Below are 19,244 nucleotides of genomic sequence, written 5' to 3'. Positions count from 1 at the left end.
AGCGGTAGTTTTGCCATATAAGCACTACCCCGACATTTGGTTCACACCACTTTCACGAGCGTTCCGTCCTGGCGAGCTTCCATCCGCCCGAGGGGTGAAACCTGAAGACCGTGTTCGCCGCAAATGGCCTCGAATGCATCGGCGCCGGCGGGATCTACCGCTGCCAGCAATCCGCCGCTGGTCTGCGGGTCGGCCAACAGATTACGTTGCCGGTCGGACTGCAGGCTGATCCGTGATCCGTAGCTGGCAAAGTTTCGCTTGGTGCCCCCGGGGATACATCCTTCCGCCAGATAGTGGTCCAGAACCGTGGCGTCGATGAGGGGTACGCGGTCCATTTCGACGTGACCCAGCGTTTCACTGGCTGCACACATTTCGCTCAGGTGGCCCAATAGGCCGAAACCCGTGACGTCCGTCATGGCGTGCACGGCTTCTAGGGCGGCAAGCGCGGGACCGACGCTATTCAGGCGGGTCATCTGCTCGGTCGCCAAAAGTGCATCCTGCTCCCGCAGCTTTTTCTGCTTCTGGGCGGTGCTCAGGATGCCGACGCCCAGCGGCTTGGTCAGGTAGAGCAGGTCCCCTACCCTGGCCCCTCCGTTCTTCTTCAATCGGTCGATGGCCACCCGGCCCGTAACGGCGAGACCGAAGATGGGCTCCGGACTATCGATGCTGTGTCCGCCGGCCAGGGGAATGCCGGCGTCCGCACAGGCTTGCCGACCGCCCTCCACCACCTGTCCGGCGACTTCCGGGGGGAGCTTATCGACGGGCCACCCTAAAATGGCAATGGCCATCAGGGGCGTGCCGCCCATGGCGTACACGTCACTGATGGCATTGGTAGCGGCGATCCGGCCGAAGGTCAGCGGATCGTCGACGATGGGCATGAAGAAGTCGGTCGTGCTGATGGCCGCGGTCCCGTCTCCGAGATCGTGTACCGCGGCATCGTCGCGTTCGGCGTTCCCGACCAGCAATCGCGGGAAGGGAGTACCCGGAGCCGTCTGGGCCAGGATCTGGTCCAGCACGGCGGGGGCGATCTTGCAGCCACAGCCTGCGCCGTGGGAAAACTCGGTTAGTTTGATCACGCTAGTACTGGATGAGGCTTTCGTCGCGCTCATCGCGCAGGCGGCGGTTCTTGCCTTTGGTGCGCTCGGCTAGCTTCACGGCGGTGTAAGCGTTGGCCAGGCCACCGGTGGCGGAGAGGTCGGCGAAATTTACCTTTTCGCCTTCGCTGCCGGGCTTAACGACCTGCAGCACGACGGGCACGGCACTTTCCTCGATGATCTCCTTCACCTGCTTGGCCTTCAGATCGGGGAAGTAACTCCGCACGAGGGCGGCGATACCGGCAACCATCGGCGCGGCCATGGAGGTACCATCGAAGGTGGCGTACTCGTTGTCGGGGGTGGTGCTGTAGATGCGGGCACCCGGGGCGAATACGTCGACGTATTCCTTATTGTAGTTGGAGAAGCTCGCGGCGAGGGACTCGTCGTAATTGCTACCCGCGGCTCCGACTTCGATCCAGGTCTTACCGGTGCGCCGGCGGCCCTGGTAGGTATCGTTGGGATAGTTGTTTTCCAGGGTGAGTTGCTTGCCGTCGTTACCGGCGGCGTGTACGAGCAGCACGTCGTTCTTCTGGGCGTAGTTCATGGCGTCATCGACGGCGTCTTTATGGGGGCTCTGGCCTTTGCCAAAGCTCATGTTGATCACTTTAGCTCCGTTGTCGACGGCGTAGCGGATGGCATTAGCCACGTCCTTGTCGCGCTCGTCGCCGTTGGGTACGGTACGGATGCTCATGATGCGGACGTTAGATCCACCTACTCCGTTTACACCGAGATCGTTGTCGCGCACGGCGGCGATGATACCGGCAACGTGGGTGCCGTGGGAGGCATCAGGGCCTTCTACGTCGTTGTTGCCGTAGTAACGATCCTTCATGTCGTTGGGATCGTCGCCGACGATGTCGCGGGCGTCGAAATCGGGGTTGTAGTTGTACTTGAGCTGGGAGTCGAAGTAGTCCGTAGCTCCTTCCAGCTGGCCGTAAACATCGGCGAAGGTGGCACCGCTGGCGGCGGCGTTGGCGACTACGCGCTTGACGATGGCGATATTTTCGTCCTCACTCTCCAGACCGGCAATGTCTTCGGCGGTCACGTCCTCGGGTTCCATGTCGAGCTCCTCAATGGCTGCATCGACGGCTTCCTTGATCATAGCGTACTGGGCGGCGGAGGGACCGAGCTCGGCGCGCTTGTTGTCGATCACTTCCTTGTATTCCTGGTAGCGATCGTATTCGCGGCGTTCCTTTTTGTTGAGGCCGTCGCGGTTGCGGTTGTTGTACTTGGCGTGCATTTGATTATAGAGGCGGACGATCTCGAGGTTTTCGTAGTTGACATTGCGTCCGTCCGCTCCGCCGATAAAGTTCCAGCCGTGTACGTCGTCGACATAGCCGTTCTTATCGTCGTCAATTCCGTTTCCGGGAATTTCATCTTCGTTGGTCCAGATGGCTCCCTGCAGGTCTTCGTGCTCGATATCGACTCCCGAGTCGATTACCGCAACGACTACAGGCTCCGCTTTTTTATCGGCGAGGTACTCATTGGCCTTGGCGGCGCTGACGCCGGGAAAGGAATTGTCAGTCCGGTCAAGTTCCCACCAGTTTTGGGGGGCGGCGTCCTGTGCGGACAGGCCGAGCGTAAACACCAGGCTGAGCGTTAATAATAGTTGTTTCATAATGGTTCTTTTGGCGGATAGTATTAAGGGCGGGGCGGGCCCCAAAGTTTACCTGGTCCGTAAAACGGGCTGGTGTATTGGAAACCGCCCGGCGGCCGGACGTATGGTTAGAAAAAGCTTAAAATGGTAAAAGCTTACCGGTGACCCCGTACCAAATCGGACGTCATAAGTCACCGTTCGTCACCGGCTGACCGCAAGTGCCGCCCGGTAACCGGCGACAAACATAGTGCTTCAGTAGTTGTTTTCCCATTAGTCCATCCCCGGAAATCCCCCACCCTGACATGCAGCAGTTTTTTATCCGACTCCGCCACTGGCGAAAGGAGCGTCCAAAGACCTTCTATTCCGTCACCGGTCTGCTCGGATTGGTTGCCCTTGTCGTCCTATCCGTTATCGTCCTGCTTTCGCTGGTCAGCATGGGCGCGTTCGGCCACATGCCCTCGCGCCAAGCGCTGCTGGACTACCGCAACGACATTGGTAGTGAGGTGTACGACATTAACGGCGAGAGCCTGGGGCGGTTTTTCGCCCAGGACCGGACCGTGACGGAATTCGAAGATCTGCCCGAGCATCTCGTGCAGGCCCTGGTGGCTACGGAAGACAGTCGTTTCTACACCCACGGAGGCATCGACTGGGAAGCCTACGGACGCGTAGCCTATAAAACCATGCTCCTTGGGGAAGACGACCAGGGGGGCGGCTCTACCCTTAGCCAGCAACTGATCAAGAATGCATACGGCAGGCCCGATCTAGGCTACGGCACCTCCGTCGATCTGCTGCTGCACAAATTGCGGGAGGGCATCCTGGCCAACCGGCTGGAAAGCGTCATGCCGAAGGAAGAGGTCATCAAGCGCTACGTGAATACGGTGAGCTTCCCCGGAAATACCTTCGGCATCGCCGCGGCTACGGAGCGATACTTCCAAAAGGAACCTGCCGACCTGACCGTGCGGCAGTCGGCGAGCCTGGTTGCCTCCCTCAAAGGGACGAGCAGCTACGACCCGCTGCGCGCCCCGGAACGCAATGCCGAGCGGACGGACCTGGTCATCCGGCTGATGGCCAACGCCGGCTACCTGAACGAGGAGGAAATGGAGGAGGCAATGACCGACTCATTGTGCCTGAATTACTTCCGCAAAACGCAGAGCGAACGCCCCGCCCCCCACTTCGCCCAGGCCGTACGCCGGCAAACGGAGAAGATTCTTGCCGGTATGACGCGTGCCGACGGCGAGCCGTACAACCTGTACAGTGATAATCTACGCATCCATACCACCCTCGATACGCGCCTGCAGCGGCACGCCGAGACCGCCGTCGTGGAACAGATGGACCGGCTACAAAGGGAATTCGTTCGTCACCTCGGCCGCCGGACGGCCTGGGAAACGGATGCCTCTCTGCGCGGGGCCGTACGCAACAGTACGCGGTGGCGCTCAGGCCTAGCCGCGGGGAAAGACAGTACTGCCCTCGCCGCCGAATTCGAGGAAACCCGACCGATGGAACTGGCCGTGCCGAACGCCGAGCCTCTGGTGGGGGAATTCAGTCCGCTCGACAGCGTAAAGCATTCGCTCGCGTTTCTCCGTTCCGGTTTTCTGGTTATCGATCACACGACGGGAGCCGTGCGCGCCTGGGTGGGGGGAAGCGATTTTGCGTTCAGCCACTACGATCACGTCCTGAGCCGCCGGCAAACTGGCTCGACCTTCAAGCCTTTCGTTTACGCTACGGCGCTGCGCGAGGGCTACGATCCCTGTCATCGCCTGAGCAACTCGCTGCGGACCTACGCGGATGAGGACGGCCCCTGGACACCGCATAACTCCGATTGGGTCCACGGGGGCACCTATTCGATGCACGGTGCGCTGGAGCAATCATCGAACGTGGCCGCCGTCCGCATGATCATGGAGACGGGCCCGGAACCGGTGGTCGAACTGGCCCGCGAAGTGGGCCTGACCGGTGAGATCCGTCCTATACCGAGTATCGCGCTCGGGACGGCCCAAGGCAGCCTCTACGAGATGACGGCCGCCTTCGGCACCTTCGCCAATGAGGGACGGTTCATGGAGCCCTACTACGTGAGCCGGATCGTTGACGGGGACGGAAAAGTAATCTATGAGCACCACAATCAGCCGAAGGAAATCCTGGAACACGATCGGGCGCTCGAGATGCAGACCATGCTGCGCTACGTCGTCGAGCGGGGAACGGCCAGTCGTTTGCGGTGGCAGTACGGCGTTACCCGCCCCAGCATCGGTAAGACCGGCACCACCCAGAATATGGCCGACGGCTGGTATCTGGGCAGCACACCCAAACTAACCGGCGGCGCCTGGGTAGGCGGCGAGAATACCGGAGTCCGCTTCCGCAGCGGACAGATGGGCAACGGATCGCATTCCGCCCTGCCGATCTGGGCTTATTTCCTGGAGAAAGTGGCGGCGGAAACCCTCGTAGCCGGCCAACTGGGCGATGAGTTTGCGGAGGTACCGCGGGAGATCCTCCAGTCTTTGTCCTGTTCCGCGTTCATTCCGCCGGTCGAGGTTGTCCAGGAGATTCAATTTGAAGAGGTACCCAGCCAGACGATGCCCGTGCGGGAGGTAGCTACCGAGCCGGAAGGCGGTGATCCAGGAGAGGGCGGCAACTAGTCCGTGACCTCCAGCTCCCGGCGTTTTTCCCGCAGTTCGCTTTGAAGTCGTTCCTTCTCCGCCGTTAGGTCCGGATCGTCGATTCGGTTTTCCATCTCATTGGGGTCTTCGTCAAGATCGTACAACTCGTAACCTTCGAAGCCCGGCTCCGTAAAGTGGATGAGCTTGTAGCGATCCCCGCGCACGCCTTCGTGGCGGGCGACCCGGTGAAAGCTGTTCATCTGCTGGTAGTAGCGGTAGTAGATGAAGTCGCGCCAATCGTCCGGGGCCTCCCCGTCGAAGAGGGGGACGAGACTGTAGCCTTGCAGTTCCTCCGGAATCAAGGTATCGGCCAGTTCAAGCAGCGTAGGCGCTATGTCGATGTTCAGTACGAGCTCATCAACGGTGGTACCGGCGTCGATGCGCGCCGGATAGCGGATCATCAGCGGCGTGCGATGGCTCTCCTCGTACATGAATCGCTTATCGTACCAGCCGTGCTCGCCGAGGTAGAAGCCCTGGTCGCTGGTGTAGATCACGATGGTGTTGTCAGCGAGCCCGCTTTCGTCGAGGTAGTCAAGTACCCGGCCGACATTATCGTCCACGCTCTTTACGCTGGCCAGGTAATCCTGCATGTAGCGCTGGTAGCGCCAGCTCAGTTCCTCCTCCGTTCCCTTGACTTGCTGCCATTCGCGGCCTACCCGGTCCAGGAAGGGTTGCCAGGCGGCGCGCTGGTCGGGGTGCAGGCGATCGATCTCGTTGTAGAAATAGCGGGCCATCTGGGCGGATCCTCCCTCCCAAAAGGTTGCCCCGCCCGTTCCGGGGTCGTTCGGTTCGTATTCCTCGATCACTTTCAGATCCTGGCTGACAAACATATCGGCGATGCGCATATCGGCATTGGCCGCGGCGGGCCGGCCGGCGTAGTCATCACGCAGGGTGGCCGGTTCGGGGTATTCGTTGTCGAGCAATCCGTCCAAGTCGCTGGTGTCCGGCATCCAGTTGCGGTGGGGCGCTTTATGCCAGTACAGCATCATGAAGGGCTGATCGCTGTCGGCGTTCCGCTGCAGTTCTTCCAGGGCGTAGTCGGTGATCAGGGTGGTCGTGTACCCCTTGGTGGGAGCCAGGGTGTCCCCGTTGTGGATGAAGGTCGGATTGTAGTAATCCCCCTGCCCGATCAGGGCGCGGTATTCATCCAGCCCGTGGGGTATCTCCTGCAGGTGGTGTTTACCGAACAGCGAGGTCCGGTAGCCAGCATCGTGCAGGGCTTCGGTAAAGGTCCACTGATTGGGATCGAAGGGCGACAGGTTGTCGATCTTGCCGTTGATGTGGCTGTACTTCCCGGTCAGGATAGCCGCGCGGCTGGGCGCGCAGATCGAATTGGTCACGAAGCTATTGTGGAACAGCATGCCTTCGTTGGCAATCCGGTCCAGGTTCGGGGTTTGGATCAACTCATCGCTGTAGGCCGAGATCGCGCGCTGGGCGTGGTCGTCCGACATAATGAAGATGATATTTGGCCGGCGGGCGGCCTGGTCGGCATCCGTTTCCGAGTCGGACGCGGTACCGCAGGCGGTCAGAATAAGGATGAATAGGTAAAGTGTGGCAGATCGAAGCATAGCCGGAAGATACGTGCTCTGGATAAAGTGAACGCAGCGGAATTCGTGAAGCCGGATACGGCTTGATGATCCCGGTCGCGGCCACCCGGTGATCGTAGCCGATCGCTAATCCCTATCCTTCAGCTGATCTTCCCCCTTCACCATTTTGGCCTCGTGCTCGGCGACGAGTTGCCCGATCAGGTCCAGTACTTCGGGGTGTTCGGCGCCGATGTCGAAGGCCTCGGAGGGGTCGACATTGACGTTGTAGAGGAGGGGTGGATCGTGCGTTTCCCGACCGGCCCCGGAGTATCCGCTCTCGGTGATGAAGTGCGCCTTGAAGTCCCCCATTCGAACGGCGTAGAGTTCGTCGCCGCGGTAGTAAAACATATCCTGGCGCGGGCTGGCTTCGCCCCGGAAGAAGACCGGACCGAGGTCAAGCCCGTCCACCACCCGGTCTTCCGGAACGGGTACGGCGGCCAGCTGGCTGAAGGTGGTAAATAAATCCATCGTTGCTCCCAGATCGGTTATAACGGCCGGTTCGATATTGCCGGGTGACCAGACGATGCAGGGCTCCCGCATGCCGCCTTCCCAGGTCGTTCCTTTGCCATCCCGCAGCAGGCCGGCACTCCCGCCCTCGACGCCGAAGGGCAGCCAGGGGCCGTTATCGGAGGTGAATACCACGATGGTATTTTCGGCCAGGCCTTCGGACTTCAGCGTCTCGATGACGCGGCCAATGTTGTGGTCGATTTCCGCTACAACGTCGCCGTATAATCCGCGCTTGCTGGTATGTAAGAAGCTGTCGGACGCAAACAGGGGGACGTGGGGCAGGTTGTGTGCCAGGTACACGAAAAAGGGCTTCTCGCGGTGATCCTTAATGAAATTAATGGCTTCGTCCGTATAGCGCCGGGTAATGGTCGTTTGATCGGCCGGACGCTCGATGACCTCCGTATTCCGCATCAGGGGGACGTTGTAGCTCTCGGTCTCCCGCCCCGCCGGCGTGGTGAAGAAATCGAAGTAACCCACCCCGTCCAGCAAACCGGCGCGAATATCCATATCGTTCGAATAAGGGATGCCGTAGTAATAGTCGAAGCCGTTGTTGGTGGGCAAGTACGGCTCCTTGTGCCCCAGATGCCATTTACCGATACAGGCGGTGGCGTAGCCGGCGGATTGAAGCTGCTCGGCCAGTGTCACCTCGGATTCCGGTAGTCCGTTCCTGGAATCGGGAAAGAGCACCCGGTTGGTTCGGCTGGCCATACCGCTGCGTACCGGCAGACGTCCCGTGAGCAGGGCGGCCCGGCTGGGGGTGCACACGCTCGCGCCGACGTAAAAGTTAGTCCATTTTTGCCCCTCCATGGCCATCCGATCCAGGTTGGGTGTACGGATGGTGGGATGACCGTAGACGCCCAGGTCCCCATAACCAAGGTCATCGGCGAAAATGATAATTACGTTGGGCTTGGCATTGAGCCCATCCTGGGCCCTAAGGTTGCACCAGGCGAAGAGGAGGATCGCTATCGTCAGTATCGTACGCATAGTACAATGTAGGCGAATCCGGGGGATAGCCCGGCCCGCACGAAACAGCGCTACTTAGCGGAAGGACAGCTGAAGCCGACCGGCACGAAGACCTCGCCCTCATCGTACATATTGACGTACAGAATGCGGGCGGAGTCCAGACCCATGTACGTCAGTTCGTAGACATCGAGCAGGCCGGTACCGGCAAAGCCATTGGGGGTATCGAATTGGCAGCAGCTTATGAGGCGACGGTAGAGGACCTCCTGCCCCTGCGGCCCGGTGAGGGCGTGGATGAAGAGGCGTTCGCGGGAGGGGCCGCTATCGGAGCCGCCCCCGACGAGTACGGGATTATCGCGCGTGTAGCCGTAAGTGGAATCCGCGCTGTAGGTCAGGATGACCATCCGGTCGCGGGTGGGTTGCCGGTAGGCGATCGGTGTTGGCGATGCGGTAGGCCGCACCGGCGTACAGGTCAGAAAAACTACGCAGCAGACCAGGCTAAGTAAGGAGATAAGAGACTTCGGCATACGAGCGGAATTGAACTCAGGCCCCTACCCCTTCCGGTTCGGCGTTGATGATGGACTGCAGCTCGTGCAGTGAGAGATCCAGATTGCGGCCCATTTCCCGGATCACCTCCACTTCCGACCGGTCGATCTTCCCGTCGGCGGAGGCGACGGCCATGGCGCAGCGGATCAGGCGCTCCTTACCGTGTTGGTTGAGCGAAGGGGATACCTGACGCAGATAGGTGCCCACCGGCTGGGGCAGGCGCCGGACCTGTTCGGCGTAAACCTCCAGGTCGATCCTGCTCATGGGATGATCGCCGTAGCGGTTTACGATATCCAGTACGGTGTCGAGTTCGTTGTCGTCGACCTCGCCGTCGGCCAGCATCATCAGGACCATGGTGTGCCGCACCGCTTTTTCGTATTCGGAAAGCGTATGCGGGCCGTCGGCGTCACCGGCACGCACGAGTACGTCGGGCAGGAACGTGCTCTGGCAGTGCGCGCACTCGATGTACTCACCGAGACGGGCCAGGGGGATAAGTGGGAAGTTAAAGGCGACCAGGTACTTAGCCACCTTCCGGTGCCGGTAAGTTCGCTCGGCGGCACATTGGGGGCAGGTGAAATTTCCGGAACGGTAGTCGGAGGTGACACGTCGGGTGCCAAATAAACGCATACGAGATAGAGTCGGCGCGGGAGCGCCGCGCGGGTTTAGCAAGTAAACACGCCAGTTTAAAAAAGGTGCAGGGTATTGGCTAACGCCCTGGCTGACCGAAACGCATTTTACCTGCGCTCCGCCGCCAAAAAATGGCTGGCGCGAATTAGACGGTCGAGCGGCCCGCTACGGACTTGTTGAAGCGACCGAAATCGATGCTCTTGTAGATGATCATGAAGGTCAGGAAGGGCAGCAGGAAGAGGACGATGAAGACGAGAAGCAGGGTACACAATACAATCATGTCACGAGATTTATGGGTGAGGGCGACGCAACATTGCGTTGATTGATTATGGAACGGCAGGCAGAAGACCCTCGTATGTGTTAAGGTAAATCCAGCCAAAAAAATAGGGGCGGCGGAGCGCAGGTAGAAGATAATTCGGAAACAGGTCGCTTACCGGTTACGAGATTCTGGGTACCTTCCCATCCTATCTTTGTTTAGTATACCCATCATGCAAAAAATCAGAAACCTCCACAACACAAAACCTTTTTCACCCTATCCAGCCAGATCGAAAGCACCCACGACCTCAGCTATCCTTCTCTTTCTCTCGCTGCTTGTGTTTTCCGCTCCCGGCGCGGCACAGGGGGAAACGAGGGGTATCGATCGCCAGCCGATCGTGGAGCGCCATAACGTCCGGTCCTCCGTTCTGGATACCCTCAATCCGCTGACCGTCGGGAACGGCCGCTTTGCCGCGACGGTGGACGTGACCGGGCTGCAGACCTTTCCCGTAACCTACGAGAACGGCATTCCCCTCGGCACCTTTTCGGAGTGGGGCTGGCACAGCTTCCCCTCGGACGCGGACTACCGCATCGAGCAAACCTTGCGCTACACCGAAAGCCACGGGCGGCGGGTACCCTACGCGGTGCAGTGGTCGGACAGTACCGAAGCCGGCGTGGCCGGGGAATACATCCGCAGCAATCCCCACCGGCTGCCACTGGGGTCGATCGGCTGGGAGATCCGGTTAGCGGATGGAAGCCTGGCCGGCCCGGAAGATATCCAGGGCGTCGAGCAGGAACTCGACCTGTGGCGCGGCCGGATAATAAGCCGGTTTACGGTTGAAGGCGTACCGGTGCAGGTCATCACGGCGGCCCGGCAGGATGCGGACGTACTGGTAGCGGAAGTGCGGAGTCCGCTGATCGAAGCCGGACGGCTGGCGCTGAAGGTCGACTTCCCCTACCCTACCGGTCTGTGGCTGGACGCCGCGGCCGAGTTTGCGGCCGACGAGGGGGATCGCCTGACGTTCCAGGAGCTGACCGAACGGTGGTGGCGTATCCGCAGAGCGATCGATTCGACTACCTATTACACCGAAGTGCAGAGTTCCCTGCCCGTCGATGAGGTGGAGACGGCGACGGCCGGTTACCGCTGGATACCGGAAGCGGAAGGCGATAACTGGTCGTTTTCCGTGGCCTTTGCCCCGGTGGCCCAGCACGGTCGCCCCACCTCCGTGGCGGAAAGCTTGGAGGACATTGCGGAGGACTACGCCAACTATTGGAATGACGGCGGCATCATCGATTTCGGGGCGGTGAACGACCCCCGCGCTGCCGAGCTGGAGCGCCGGATGGTCCTTTCGCGCTACCTGACGCACGTAAATACGTCGGGCAGCGCCCCGCCGCAGGAAACCGGGCTGACCTACAACTCCTGGTACGGCAAACCCCACCTGGAGATGGCGTGGTGGCATGGGGTCCACTTTGGGCAATGGGGAGAACCGGACGTATTGCGCCGCTACCTGGATTGGTACTTCACCGCCCTGCCCGGGGCGCGGGTCATTGCCGAGCGGCAGGGTTTCGAGGGCGTTCGCTGGCAGAAGATGACGGATATCTGGGGCGGAGAAACCGTCTCCTCCATCGGTTCATACTTACTATGGCAGCAGCCCCACCCGATCTACTTTGCCGAGCAACTGTACCAGCTAGATCCGGATACGGCCTTCCTGAAGGAATACACGCCGCTAGTGGAAGAGAGCGCCGCTTTCATGGCCGACTTCGCCCACTATGACTCGACCCGGGGGGAATACATCCTCGGTCCGGGCCTCATTGCCGCCCAGGAACGCTTCGGGGCCGATACCACCTACAATACGACCTTCGAACTGGCCTACTGGAAGTGGGGCCTGGAGACCGCCCAGCAGTGGCGGGAACGGCTCGGCCAGAAGCGGCGCCCAGACTGGGACCGGGTACTACAAGGCATCTCTCCCCTACCCGTGCAGGATGAGCTCTACCTGGCCGCCACCAGTGCGCCCGACAGCTACACCAACGAACCTTACATGACCGATCACCCAAGCGTCCTCGGCGCTTACGGCATTCTGCCCGCCACCGAGGGACTGGATCCGGCGATCATGGCGCGGACCCTGGATACCGTCTGGCAGATCTGGCACTGGGAGGAAACCTGGGGCTGGGATTTTCCGATGACCGCGATGACCGCTGCCCGCCTGGGGCAGCCGGAACGCGCCGTCGATGCCTTGCTCATGGACGTACCCAAAAATATCTTTCTACAGAACGGCCACAACTACCAGCGCAGCAACCTGCGCCTATACCTGCCCGGTAACGGCGGCTTCCTATCCGCCCTGGCCCTGATGGCCGCCGGCAGCCAGGATACCCCGGCGGGCAGCGGCTTCCCGGCGGACTGGAACGTGCGGTGGGAAGGATTGCGTAAGATGCTCTGATGGTGTCGCCCGATTGATCGCACCTGCCCGCCCATCTAATGAAAATGCCCTTACCCGTCGCGAAGGGTAAGGGCATGCTTTTTTACGATAAAACGGTAACGCTCCGACCGGATTATTTGCCGGTGGCGGTTTCCATAAAGTCGTTCACTTCGAGCCAGTGGACGAAGGCATCGAACCATTTATTGCTGGTGCGGTCGGGGTTACCGAGACCGAAGCCGTGTCCGCCGTTCTGGTAGAGGTGGAACTCGACGGGGATCTTGGCATCGTACCAGGACTTGATCACGCCGAACTGGCCTCCGAAAAGGAAGTCGTCCGAGGCGATGGCCGCGAACATGGGGGGAGCGTCGGCGGGCACTTCCACTTCACCCATGCCACCGTAAATAGGCCCGATGAAGGCGAGGTCCATCTTCTCGGAGTTGAGGGTGGAGTGCATGGTGAGGCCGGCACCGGCGGAGAAGCCGATCATGCCGATGCGATCGGTATCGATGCCCCATTCGTCGGCGCGGTTCACGATCATGGCGTAGGCGGCTTCGGCGTCTTCCAGCTGGTTGGACAGGTCACGCTGCGGGCGGCGGGGCGCGGGGGCGGCATCTTCTCCTTCCTCAGCGGGCGGCGGGGTGCGGGGACGTTCCATAAAGTCCTTGAAACCATCCAGGGTCTCGGCGGTCGGGAACAGGCGATACTTCAGTACGAAAGCGGCGATGCCCTGATCGGCGAGCGCCTGGGCTACTTCCCAGCCTTCGTTGCCCATGGAGAGCCACATAAAGCCACCGCCCGGGGCGACGATGACGGCGGCGCCGTTGGCCTTATCGGGGTCGGGCAGGAAGGGCGTGAGCGTAGCTTCGGTGATGTTGCGGGCCATCGGGTCACCCCACTGCCGGAACCAAGATTCGGAGGCCGGCTGGTCCTCTACCCCACCGGTATTGAGGGGGATGGCGTTGGACTCATCGGGCGCGTCCAGGGGATAGATGGTGCCGTCCTGGGCCGTTGCAAGGCCGGCGCCGCAGAAGAAGAGACCGGCGAGGAGCAGGCTCCGCACCGAATATTGTTTGATTTTCATGTCGACTCGTTCGTTGGTTTGTATCGTGAATGTACGCCGTTTCCTTTGAATTGTCGAAATGACTTTTTAGATGTGTCACGGAGATAGCTATGCCATGCTGGAGGGCGAGCTACCATTCCGCGCGACGCATACCAACGCCCGCTGGACGACCAACCGTCTACCGCAAAATCCGGGCGAGCCTACCCTGCGCATCTTTCCCAACAGCAGTGTCCGATTCGTACAAATCGACTCGCTACCCCTGCGCTTCGAACGGGTCCCTTCCACCGACAGCCTGCTGCTCGAGGCACGCCTGTACGAAGACCGTAAAGCGCTGCCTCGCCAGGCTTAAAAATTGTAGCCTGCTGCCATACCGAAGCCATAAGAGCTTTCGCTCGGTTCACCCGCTAAGTTCCTGTTCCCTACAAAAGTTTGTAGGGAGAAATCTACGCTGCCCATCCATAGATAGCAACCGTTTCTGCTTTCATTTGGTCGCAGGTCGATTGGAGCTGCCATCAAATCGATCATTCAAAAATCTAATTTGGCAGGGGAATTAAAACGTATCGGATTTTGAGATTTATCCCTTCCGCTTTGATGTTGTCGATCTCGGCATCAGTTGCGGAAGAGGAGGTCACCTCGATTTTATCATTCACCAAACTGCTTCCTACCAGGAGGGGAACCCTAATGTGCGGGTGCCCGGAGATCACTTCAATCGATGAATTGAATGCACACTGCTTGTCAAACAACACGTGCATCCTCTCGGTGTCTATTCGATAGGTGTCATTGATTAAGTAGCTGTCATTTATGGATAGCTGCATTAGGTTGTCAGCATAGTCGACCTTGAGCGATTCTAATTCGCTATCGTATACCCCTCCCCTCGCCCTGAAATCATTGTAATGGGTAGTGAAGCCCAAGCGGACCTTTCGTTCCAGGATGGGATGACTTAAGTCGGCGTAGGCTGAATCGATCTGCGCATCTGGTTTAGAAAGGGTTTGCGTTAAAAGATATTCCTCCTGCTCATAGCCGATACGGCTATGCGTATGTAGTAATCTGGCCGTCAACTTCTCTTCGGCTTCCGATTCCACGACGAAGTATTGGTAGGCGGATAAGGTCTCGTCCGGTACGGCTATGACCAGTCCGGATTTATCATAAATTCCATAATGGACTGCCCGCAGGTCGTTGCTTTGACTGCCCTGCTTGTTTCTTGCGAACTGGCTAATCTGCAGGCAATTCCCCGTGCCTGCTACGCCTGTTTCCTCCTGGTAATCATAGAAGGTGAGGTTCAGGCTGTCTTTCCCGCCAATCAAACTGAGCGTACGATCGCTACTTAGAATGGAACCCAGATGAGAATCGATTGGCTTAATCGCATCGATGTATATGATGATTTGATCCGCCGTGTCCGTGCGATGAGGAGGTACTGCTTTTACTGACTTGAATAAATATAGATTTCCATTTATGCGAATCGTTGAATCTTGCTGTGCAAACCTCCTAATGGAAAGAGGATCGAGAATGGAGTAAGAAAGGATGCTGTCCTGCTGAATGCTGACGATTTCTCCTACGGTATAATAGCTATCCGGTGATGAGCGGGAGGTGCCAATAACAATATAGTCGTTTCGCACGGGTAATCGCGGCATCTGGTTCGAGTTGTTGCAGCTCAGACTTGCCACGATGTAAGCGATGAACAAGACCGACAGGACGGAATGGACGATTACGGTCATCAGTTGCGTTCATCCGTTGGTCGGCTACAAAAAGGTTGGATGATGCGGCTATTCAAAATACACGAATTCTTTTTGACGAAGTGGGTACCTTGAGTGCTGCGTTTTTCAACTGCTGATTAAGATACACGTAAAAGTAGGCGCTACGAGTTAGCGCAGGGATAGCTTGCTGTCTGGCCACCGGTCGGAATGTAGGCATACAGCGTCAGTCTGAGCGTAGAATAAAAGATCGTGTCTTCTAATCTGCGGGAACGGGACAAAACGCATTTCACTGCTGCTTTTTCTATCAGGAATTAACGTTGCCCGTGATTTGCAAGTGCTTCCCTTAACTTCAGCTTTTTGTCTGAATACCGCAAACTCCGGAGGACGCACTCATATCGCTTTCCTACAATGAAAGCTCCGAATCTTTCCCTGTCCGTTGAGACGTTTTCGTAGTCGTGTTTGGCTTTGATGAATCTCGCTTTTGCGGTGATGGATTGCTCTCGATATACATCTACCAGGTAGGCATAATATGTAATCTGCTCATCTTTATTCAGTAGCGGGGCAATTTCAATGTACGCATCCGTTAGCACATCTAAGTCGATGGGGCGAAATGGCATGATTAATGCAAAAACATCCTTCAAGTGTTCCCTATTTCCCTGAGAAACTTGGGGTATCAAATACTTGCGGATGTAATTTAACGCGACTATCTGAATGATTTGGGATGCACCATCGCCCGGTGAAGCATTTTGGTTTAGCTCCTCCAACTGACACTTGGCATCGGGAAAGGAGGCGCTAAGTTCCTCGACGTCCCTAGACTGAGAAGATTGGAGCAATTCAAAATACTCTAGGTAGGGCACTTTCGCTTCGGATGACGAGGCCACGAGGAAATCATGTAGGTAATCCCGGTTGTTTGTCATTTTAGCCAGTTGGTAGCTAATCATCTCTTCTCCGGAATAGTTCTCTGGCAGCTTAGTAAATACTTCGGGGGCTCGACAACTTGCCATGATCAATATCGAAAGACAAAGCGTGATTCCTGATTTGGTCATGGTCGTGGGTTTTAAGAAGATATTGCCGACAGGAAACGAGTTGTTTACTCTGCCCAGCGCTATTGATGGTCGAACGATAAGGCGATCTACCGGTCGGTTTTGGTATGAAATTTTAAACTCTCGGTAAGCAGCTCTCGTCCTTTTTGATCGCACTGAGGTTACCCCCTTCTTTGGACAGATTTTAAGAGAACTTAAGGTGATGGATCCGATACTTTCCCGCCCCCGGGCTAGCCCGGGGGCGGGAAAGTATCGGAAAAATTACTATATGTTTCTTCCGGGGTTCGGTAACCCAGACTTTGGTGCGGTCGATCGAAGTTATAGAAATCAAAGTATTCCCGCAGGCCTTGGTACATCTATAGGCCGTCCTGATGCCCATGCAGGTAAATGTATTCGTACTTCACGCTCTTCCACAACCGCTCGATAAAGACATTATCCAGGGCGCGACCCCGGCCATCCATTGACACTGCGATCCCTTCTTTTTCCAGGCGGCCGGTAAAGTCACGGCTCGTGTACTGAGGTCCCTGGTCCGTGTTAAAAATCTCGGGCTTGCCGAAGTTGGCCAGGGCACTTTCCAGGCAGCTGATACAAAAACTGCGGTCCATGCTATTCGACAACTCCCAGCTCAGGACCCGCCGGCTATACCAATCAAGCACGGCCGTAAGATATAGAAAACCCTGCTCCATGGGCACGTAGGTGATATCCGTCGACCAGACCTGATTGGGACGCTCTACCGATAGATCGCGCAGCAGATAGGGATAGATGCGATGCTCACTTCCATCGGCCATACTGCGACCGTGCTTGCGTGCCTGGAGGCCCTGGATACCGATCTGCCGCATCAGGCGGGCTACGCGCTTATGATTGACCTGGTGACCCTGCCGCCGTAGGCTGGCGGTCATCCGCGGCACTCCATAGAAGGGTGTTTGGATGTATTGCTCATCGATCAATCGCATATAGCGCAGGTTGTCCACCGTCTCCGGTTGAGCGCGGTAGTAATAGCTGGAGCGGCTGATCCCCAGCAGTTCGCATTGTCGCTCAATGGTTAAGCGGGGATGATCCGGTTCGACCGCCAGCCGTTTCTGATCAAGCCCCATGTCCTGATTTTTTTTTGAGCCAGTTCAGTTCAAACTGAAGCTGACCGATCTGCTGGTAGAGCCGTTCAATGAGTTCGCTGTGGTCATCGTCGGTGGTCTTGTTTTTCCGCTGGAAAAGGCTTTATCCGTCCTGCTGGAGCACCTTCTTCCACTGGACAATTTGGTTGGGGTGCAGGTCGTAATCTTGGGCCAGTTCGGTGAGCGTTTTGCGTTCGCTGACGGCCTCCAGGGCTACCCGATGTTTAAACTCAGCAGAAAATTTGCGGCGTTTGCGTGCCATAAAACAACAGTTTACGTGATGAAATTAAGGTTGTTTCATCACCTTAAGCTGCTGTCCAGTTTTTGGGGGTAACTATACACCTCCCCACCCGGAAGCTACCGGCACAGCGGCCATGGGATAAGGAGGGCGAGCGAGGGGTTAGTTCCCGCCGAATCAACTGAAATAAGGCGGCTGGGTACGGCCGGAAAACGGGGTGCGTCTGGGGGTGAGGGAACCGGCGTGACACACTAACCTAAAGTTGTTGGCGCTATGTTGAGCAATTCATCTTGCAATTGTTATTTGCTTTAATTCGTTAGTCACAAGGTCAAACACAACGATCTCATTTTCATAGCGTTTGCCATCTTTCAGCCGATCGTAGCCCCACAAAGATTGGCGAATATAAACTTTGCCTTCTGCTGTAATCGTGCCACCAATCGATAATGGATTTTCCTTATGCTGATATTCAAACGATTTCACCGTTGTAAGATCATTTTCAATTATCATAGTCAAGTTCATTTTGTCTGGCCACTTATATTTCAGCAAAACAAACACGTTGTCCTTTATGATTTGACCGTCCACTATTTCAACGCCATTTGCCTCAAGGATTAATTGGTTCATTCCACCTTGAGTGATAGCCTGCATGCTGCTATCGACGTAACTCTTTGATACAGGGTCGTATGCAAACTTATAGCAGAGTTCCTTATCGGGAAGGTTCTCAACTGAAGTGATTTTGTAAATAGAACTTGACCCCATCATATGCCCTAGGTAATTTAGGATATAGTGATATTCTGGACCAGAGAGTATTTTTAGCATACATGTGCTCTCAATTGAATTTATGCTGGTCGTGTCACTTCTATCTATAAAACTTATTGTTCCGCCCCATTCACCGTCACAGCAATTGACAATGTTGTAGTTTTTAAATGAATTGCCAACTTTAGCGGTAAGGATCAATGAGTCTGAATCAACCGACCCTGTCACTGCTGAAAATCTTGTAGAATCACCTTCCTCCTTTAATGTAAATAATTTGTTCCGTGATTTAACATAGACGTCATTTGCCGAAATGAATTCCGCCGCTGGTATGCTGTCAATGAATGAAACCTGGTAAGTACTGTCATCAATTTGATATAGCAAACACCTATCAACTATAATATATATATCACTACTCGTTGCTGCTATATCAGTGATTTGCTTAAACGGCCTATATAAAGATATTTCGACAGTATTCAAATTATTATCGGTGAGACATCCGCCCAAAGCAAGAATCGAAGATATTATAAGCAACCTCCATCGTATGTATCCCCAGATGCCTAACATAATTGTGAGCTTTTGAACGCAAGCAATACAAGTTGCAAAAGTGGCGAGTCGTGTTTATAATGTACCCTAATTTCGGTGAATTGACAATATTCCCGGTCGCCCTAAATGGTGGTCTGTGGCCCATCGGGAGGCTAGGCAAAAAGTCCAACCCGAGTAACAGACACCGACAAATGTTTGGAAATTTATCTTTCTAAAATTTTTAAACAATATAATCATTTTATCCTATTCCAGGTGGGCGGAAGTCCTTCGGCGCGCACAGCCGCCCTTGGAGCTTTTGCACAGCCTGACGGTGTGGCAAAAAGCCCGAACTGGGTGGTATCTATCCCTTTCTTCTTGGGCATCTTTTTCGGGTATCGGTGGGGTACCCTTAAGCTACGGCAAGAAAATCGGAAACCATACTTTTTGCACACTCTGACGGGTGCGCCGGCGCAGGCCGGCTGCATCAACAAGCATGCGGATCCTGGTAAGCTTCAAATTAGCCATTTGAGCCTTGATCGACACCCAAAAGCACCATCGCCGGCTTGACGATGGCGCAATGTTCACGGC

The 19,244-nt window shown here is 56.7% G+C and carries 14 protein-coding genes and 1 pseudogene; 3 read left to right on the top strand and 12 right to left on the bottom strand.

Annotation, left to right across the window (positions count from 1 at the left end):
• Positions 1-41: 41 nt before the first annotated feature.
• Together selD and DRW39_RS20575 are read right to left on the bottom strand one after the other, a co-directional pair.
• A complete protein-coding gene (gene selD, locus DRW39_RS20580; RefSeq protein ID WP_116108979.1) occupies positions 42-1,109 on the bottom strand; it encodes a selenide, water dikinase SelD in 1,068 nt (355 codons plus the stop codon).
• Positions 1,078-2,709: a S8 family peptidase gene (locus DRW39_RS20575; RefSeq protein WP_116108978.1), complete on the bottom strand. Its 1,632-nt coding sequence runs from the start codon at positions 2,707-2,709 to the stop codon at positions 1,078-1,080. The genes selD and DRW39_RS20575 overlap by 32 nt, the downstream gene beginning before the upstream one ends.
• 281 nt (positions 2,710-2,990) lie before the next feature.
• Between DRW39_RS20575 and DRW39_RS20570 the strand changes: the two genes are divergently transcribed.
• On the top strand, positions 2,991-5,315 hold the full coding sequence (locus DRW39_RS20570) for a transglycosylase domain-containing protein (protein ID WP_116108977.1): 2,325 nt from the start codon (positions 2,991-2,993) through the stop codon (positions 5,313-5,315).
• Here the strand turns inward: DRW39_RS20570 and DRW39_RS20565 are convergent.
• The 5 genes from DRW39_RS20565 to DRW39_RS22800 form a co-directional block, all read right to left on the bottom strand.
• On the bottom strand, positions 5,312-6,904 hold the full coding sequence (locus DRW39_RS20565; protein WP_116108976.1) for a sulfatase: 1,593 nt from the start codon (positions 6,902-6,904) through the stop codon (positions 5,312-5,314). The two genes, DRW39_RS20570 and DRW39_RS20565, sit on opposite strands and share 4 nt — an antisense overlap.
• Before the next feature lie 105 nt (positions 6,905-7,009).
• On the bottom strand, positions 7,010-8,413 hold the full coding sequence (locus tag DRW39_RS20560) for a sulfatase (RefSeq protein WP_116108975.1): 1,404 nt from the start codon (positions 8,411-8,413) through the stop codon (positions 7,010-7,012).
• A gap of 50 nt (positions 8,414-8,463) precedes the next feature.
• Positions 8,464-8,916 carry a hypothetical protein gene (locus tag DRW39_RS20555; protein ID WP_157976275.1) on the bottom strand — a complete coding sequence of 151 codons (453 nt, stop codon included), beginning with the start codon at positions 8,914-8,916 and terminating at the stop codon, positions 8,464-8,466.
• A 16-nt stretch (positions 8,917-8,932) separates the two neighbouring features.
• Entirely contained in the window at positions 8,933-9,562 is a 630-nt protein-coding gene (locus DRW39_RS20550) for a tellurite resistance TerB family protein (RefSeq protein WP_116108973.1), read from the bottom strand.
• A gap of 145 nt (positions 9,563-9,707) precedes the next feature.
• Entirely contained in the window at positions 9,708-9,842 is a 135-nt protein-coding gene (locus DRW39_RS22800; protein ID WP_255419269.1) for a hypothetical protein, read from the bottom strand.
• A gap of 208 nt (positions 9,843-10,050) precedes the next feature.
• Between DRW39_RS22800 and DRW39_RS20545 the strand changes: the two genes are divergently transcribed.
• Positions 10,051-12,255: a hypothetical protein gene (locus DRW39_RS20545; RefSeq protein ID WP_157976274.1), complete on the top strand. Its 2,205-nt coding sequence runs from the start codon at positions 10,051-10,053 to the stop codon at positions 12,253-12,255.
• A gap of 112 nt (positions 12,256-12,367) precedes the next feature.
• Here the strand turns inward: DRW39_RS20545 and DRW39_RS20540 are convergent, their stop codons facing one another.
• Entirely contained in the window at positions 12,368-13,315 is a 948-nt protein-coding gene (locus DRW39_RS20540) for an alpha/beta hydrolase (RefSeq protein WP_116108971.1), read from the bottom strand.
• Between the two features lie 70 nt (positions 13,316-13,385).
• Between DRW39_RS20540 and DRW39_RS20535 the strand changes: the two genes are divergently transcribed.
• Entirely contained in the window at positions 13,386-13,643 is a 258-nt protein-coding gene (locus DRW39_RS20535; protein ID WP_116108970.1) for a hypothetical protein, read from the top strand.
• Positions 13,644-13,827: 184 nt separating this feature from the next.
• Here the strand turns inward: DRW39_RS20535 and DRW39_RS20530 are convergent, their stop codons facing one another.
• The 4 genes and pseudogenes from DRW39_RS20530 to DRW39_RS22400 form a co-directional block, all read right to left on the bottom strand.
• The gene (locus tag DRW39_RS20530) at positions 13,828-15,009 is read right to left on the bottom strand and encodes a hypothetical protein (protein ID WP_116108969.1); all 1,182 of its coding nucleotides are present in this window, start codon (positions 15,007-15,009) and stop codon (positions 13,828-13,830) included.
• 290 nt (positions 15,010-15,299) lie between these two features.
• The gene (locus DRW39_RS20525; protein ID WP_116108968.1) at positions 15,300-16,034 is read right to left on the bottom strand and encodes a hypothetical protein; all 735 of its coding nucleotides are present in this window, start codon (positions 16,032-16,034) and stop codon (positions 15,300-15,302) included.
• Between the two features lie 227 nt (positions 16,035-16,261).
• Positions 16,262-17,405, bottom strand: a pseudogene (locus DRW39_RS20520) (IS3 family transposase).
• Between the two features lie 261 nt (positions 17,406-17,666).
• On the bottom strand, positions 17,667-18,611 hold the full coding sequence (locus DRW39_RS22400; RefSeq protein WP_157976273.1) for a hypothetical protein: 945 nt from the start codon (positions 18,609-18,611) through the stop codon (positions 17,667-17,669).
• Positions 18,612-19,244: the final 633 nt, after the last annotated feature.

Source organism: Lewinella sp. IMCC34191 (genome assembly GCF_003390935.1).
Classification (GTDB): Bacteria; Bacteroidota; Bacteroidia; order Chitinophagales; family Saprospiraceae; genus Neolewinella.
Note: the sequence above shows the minus strand (reverse complement) of the source record. Positions and strands in the feature narration are given on the sequence as shown.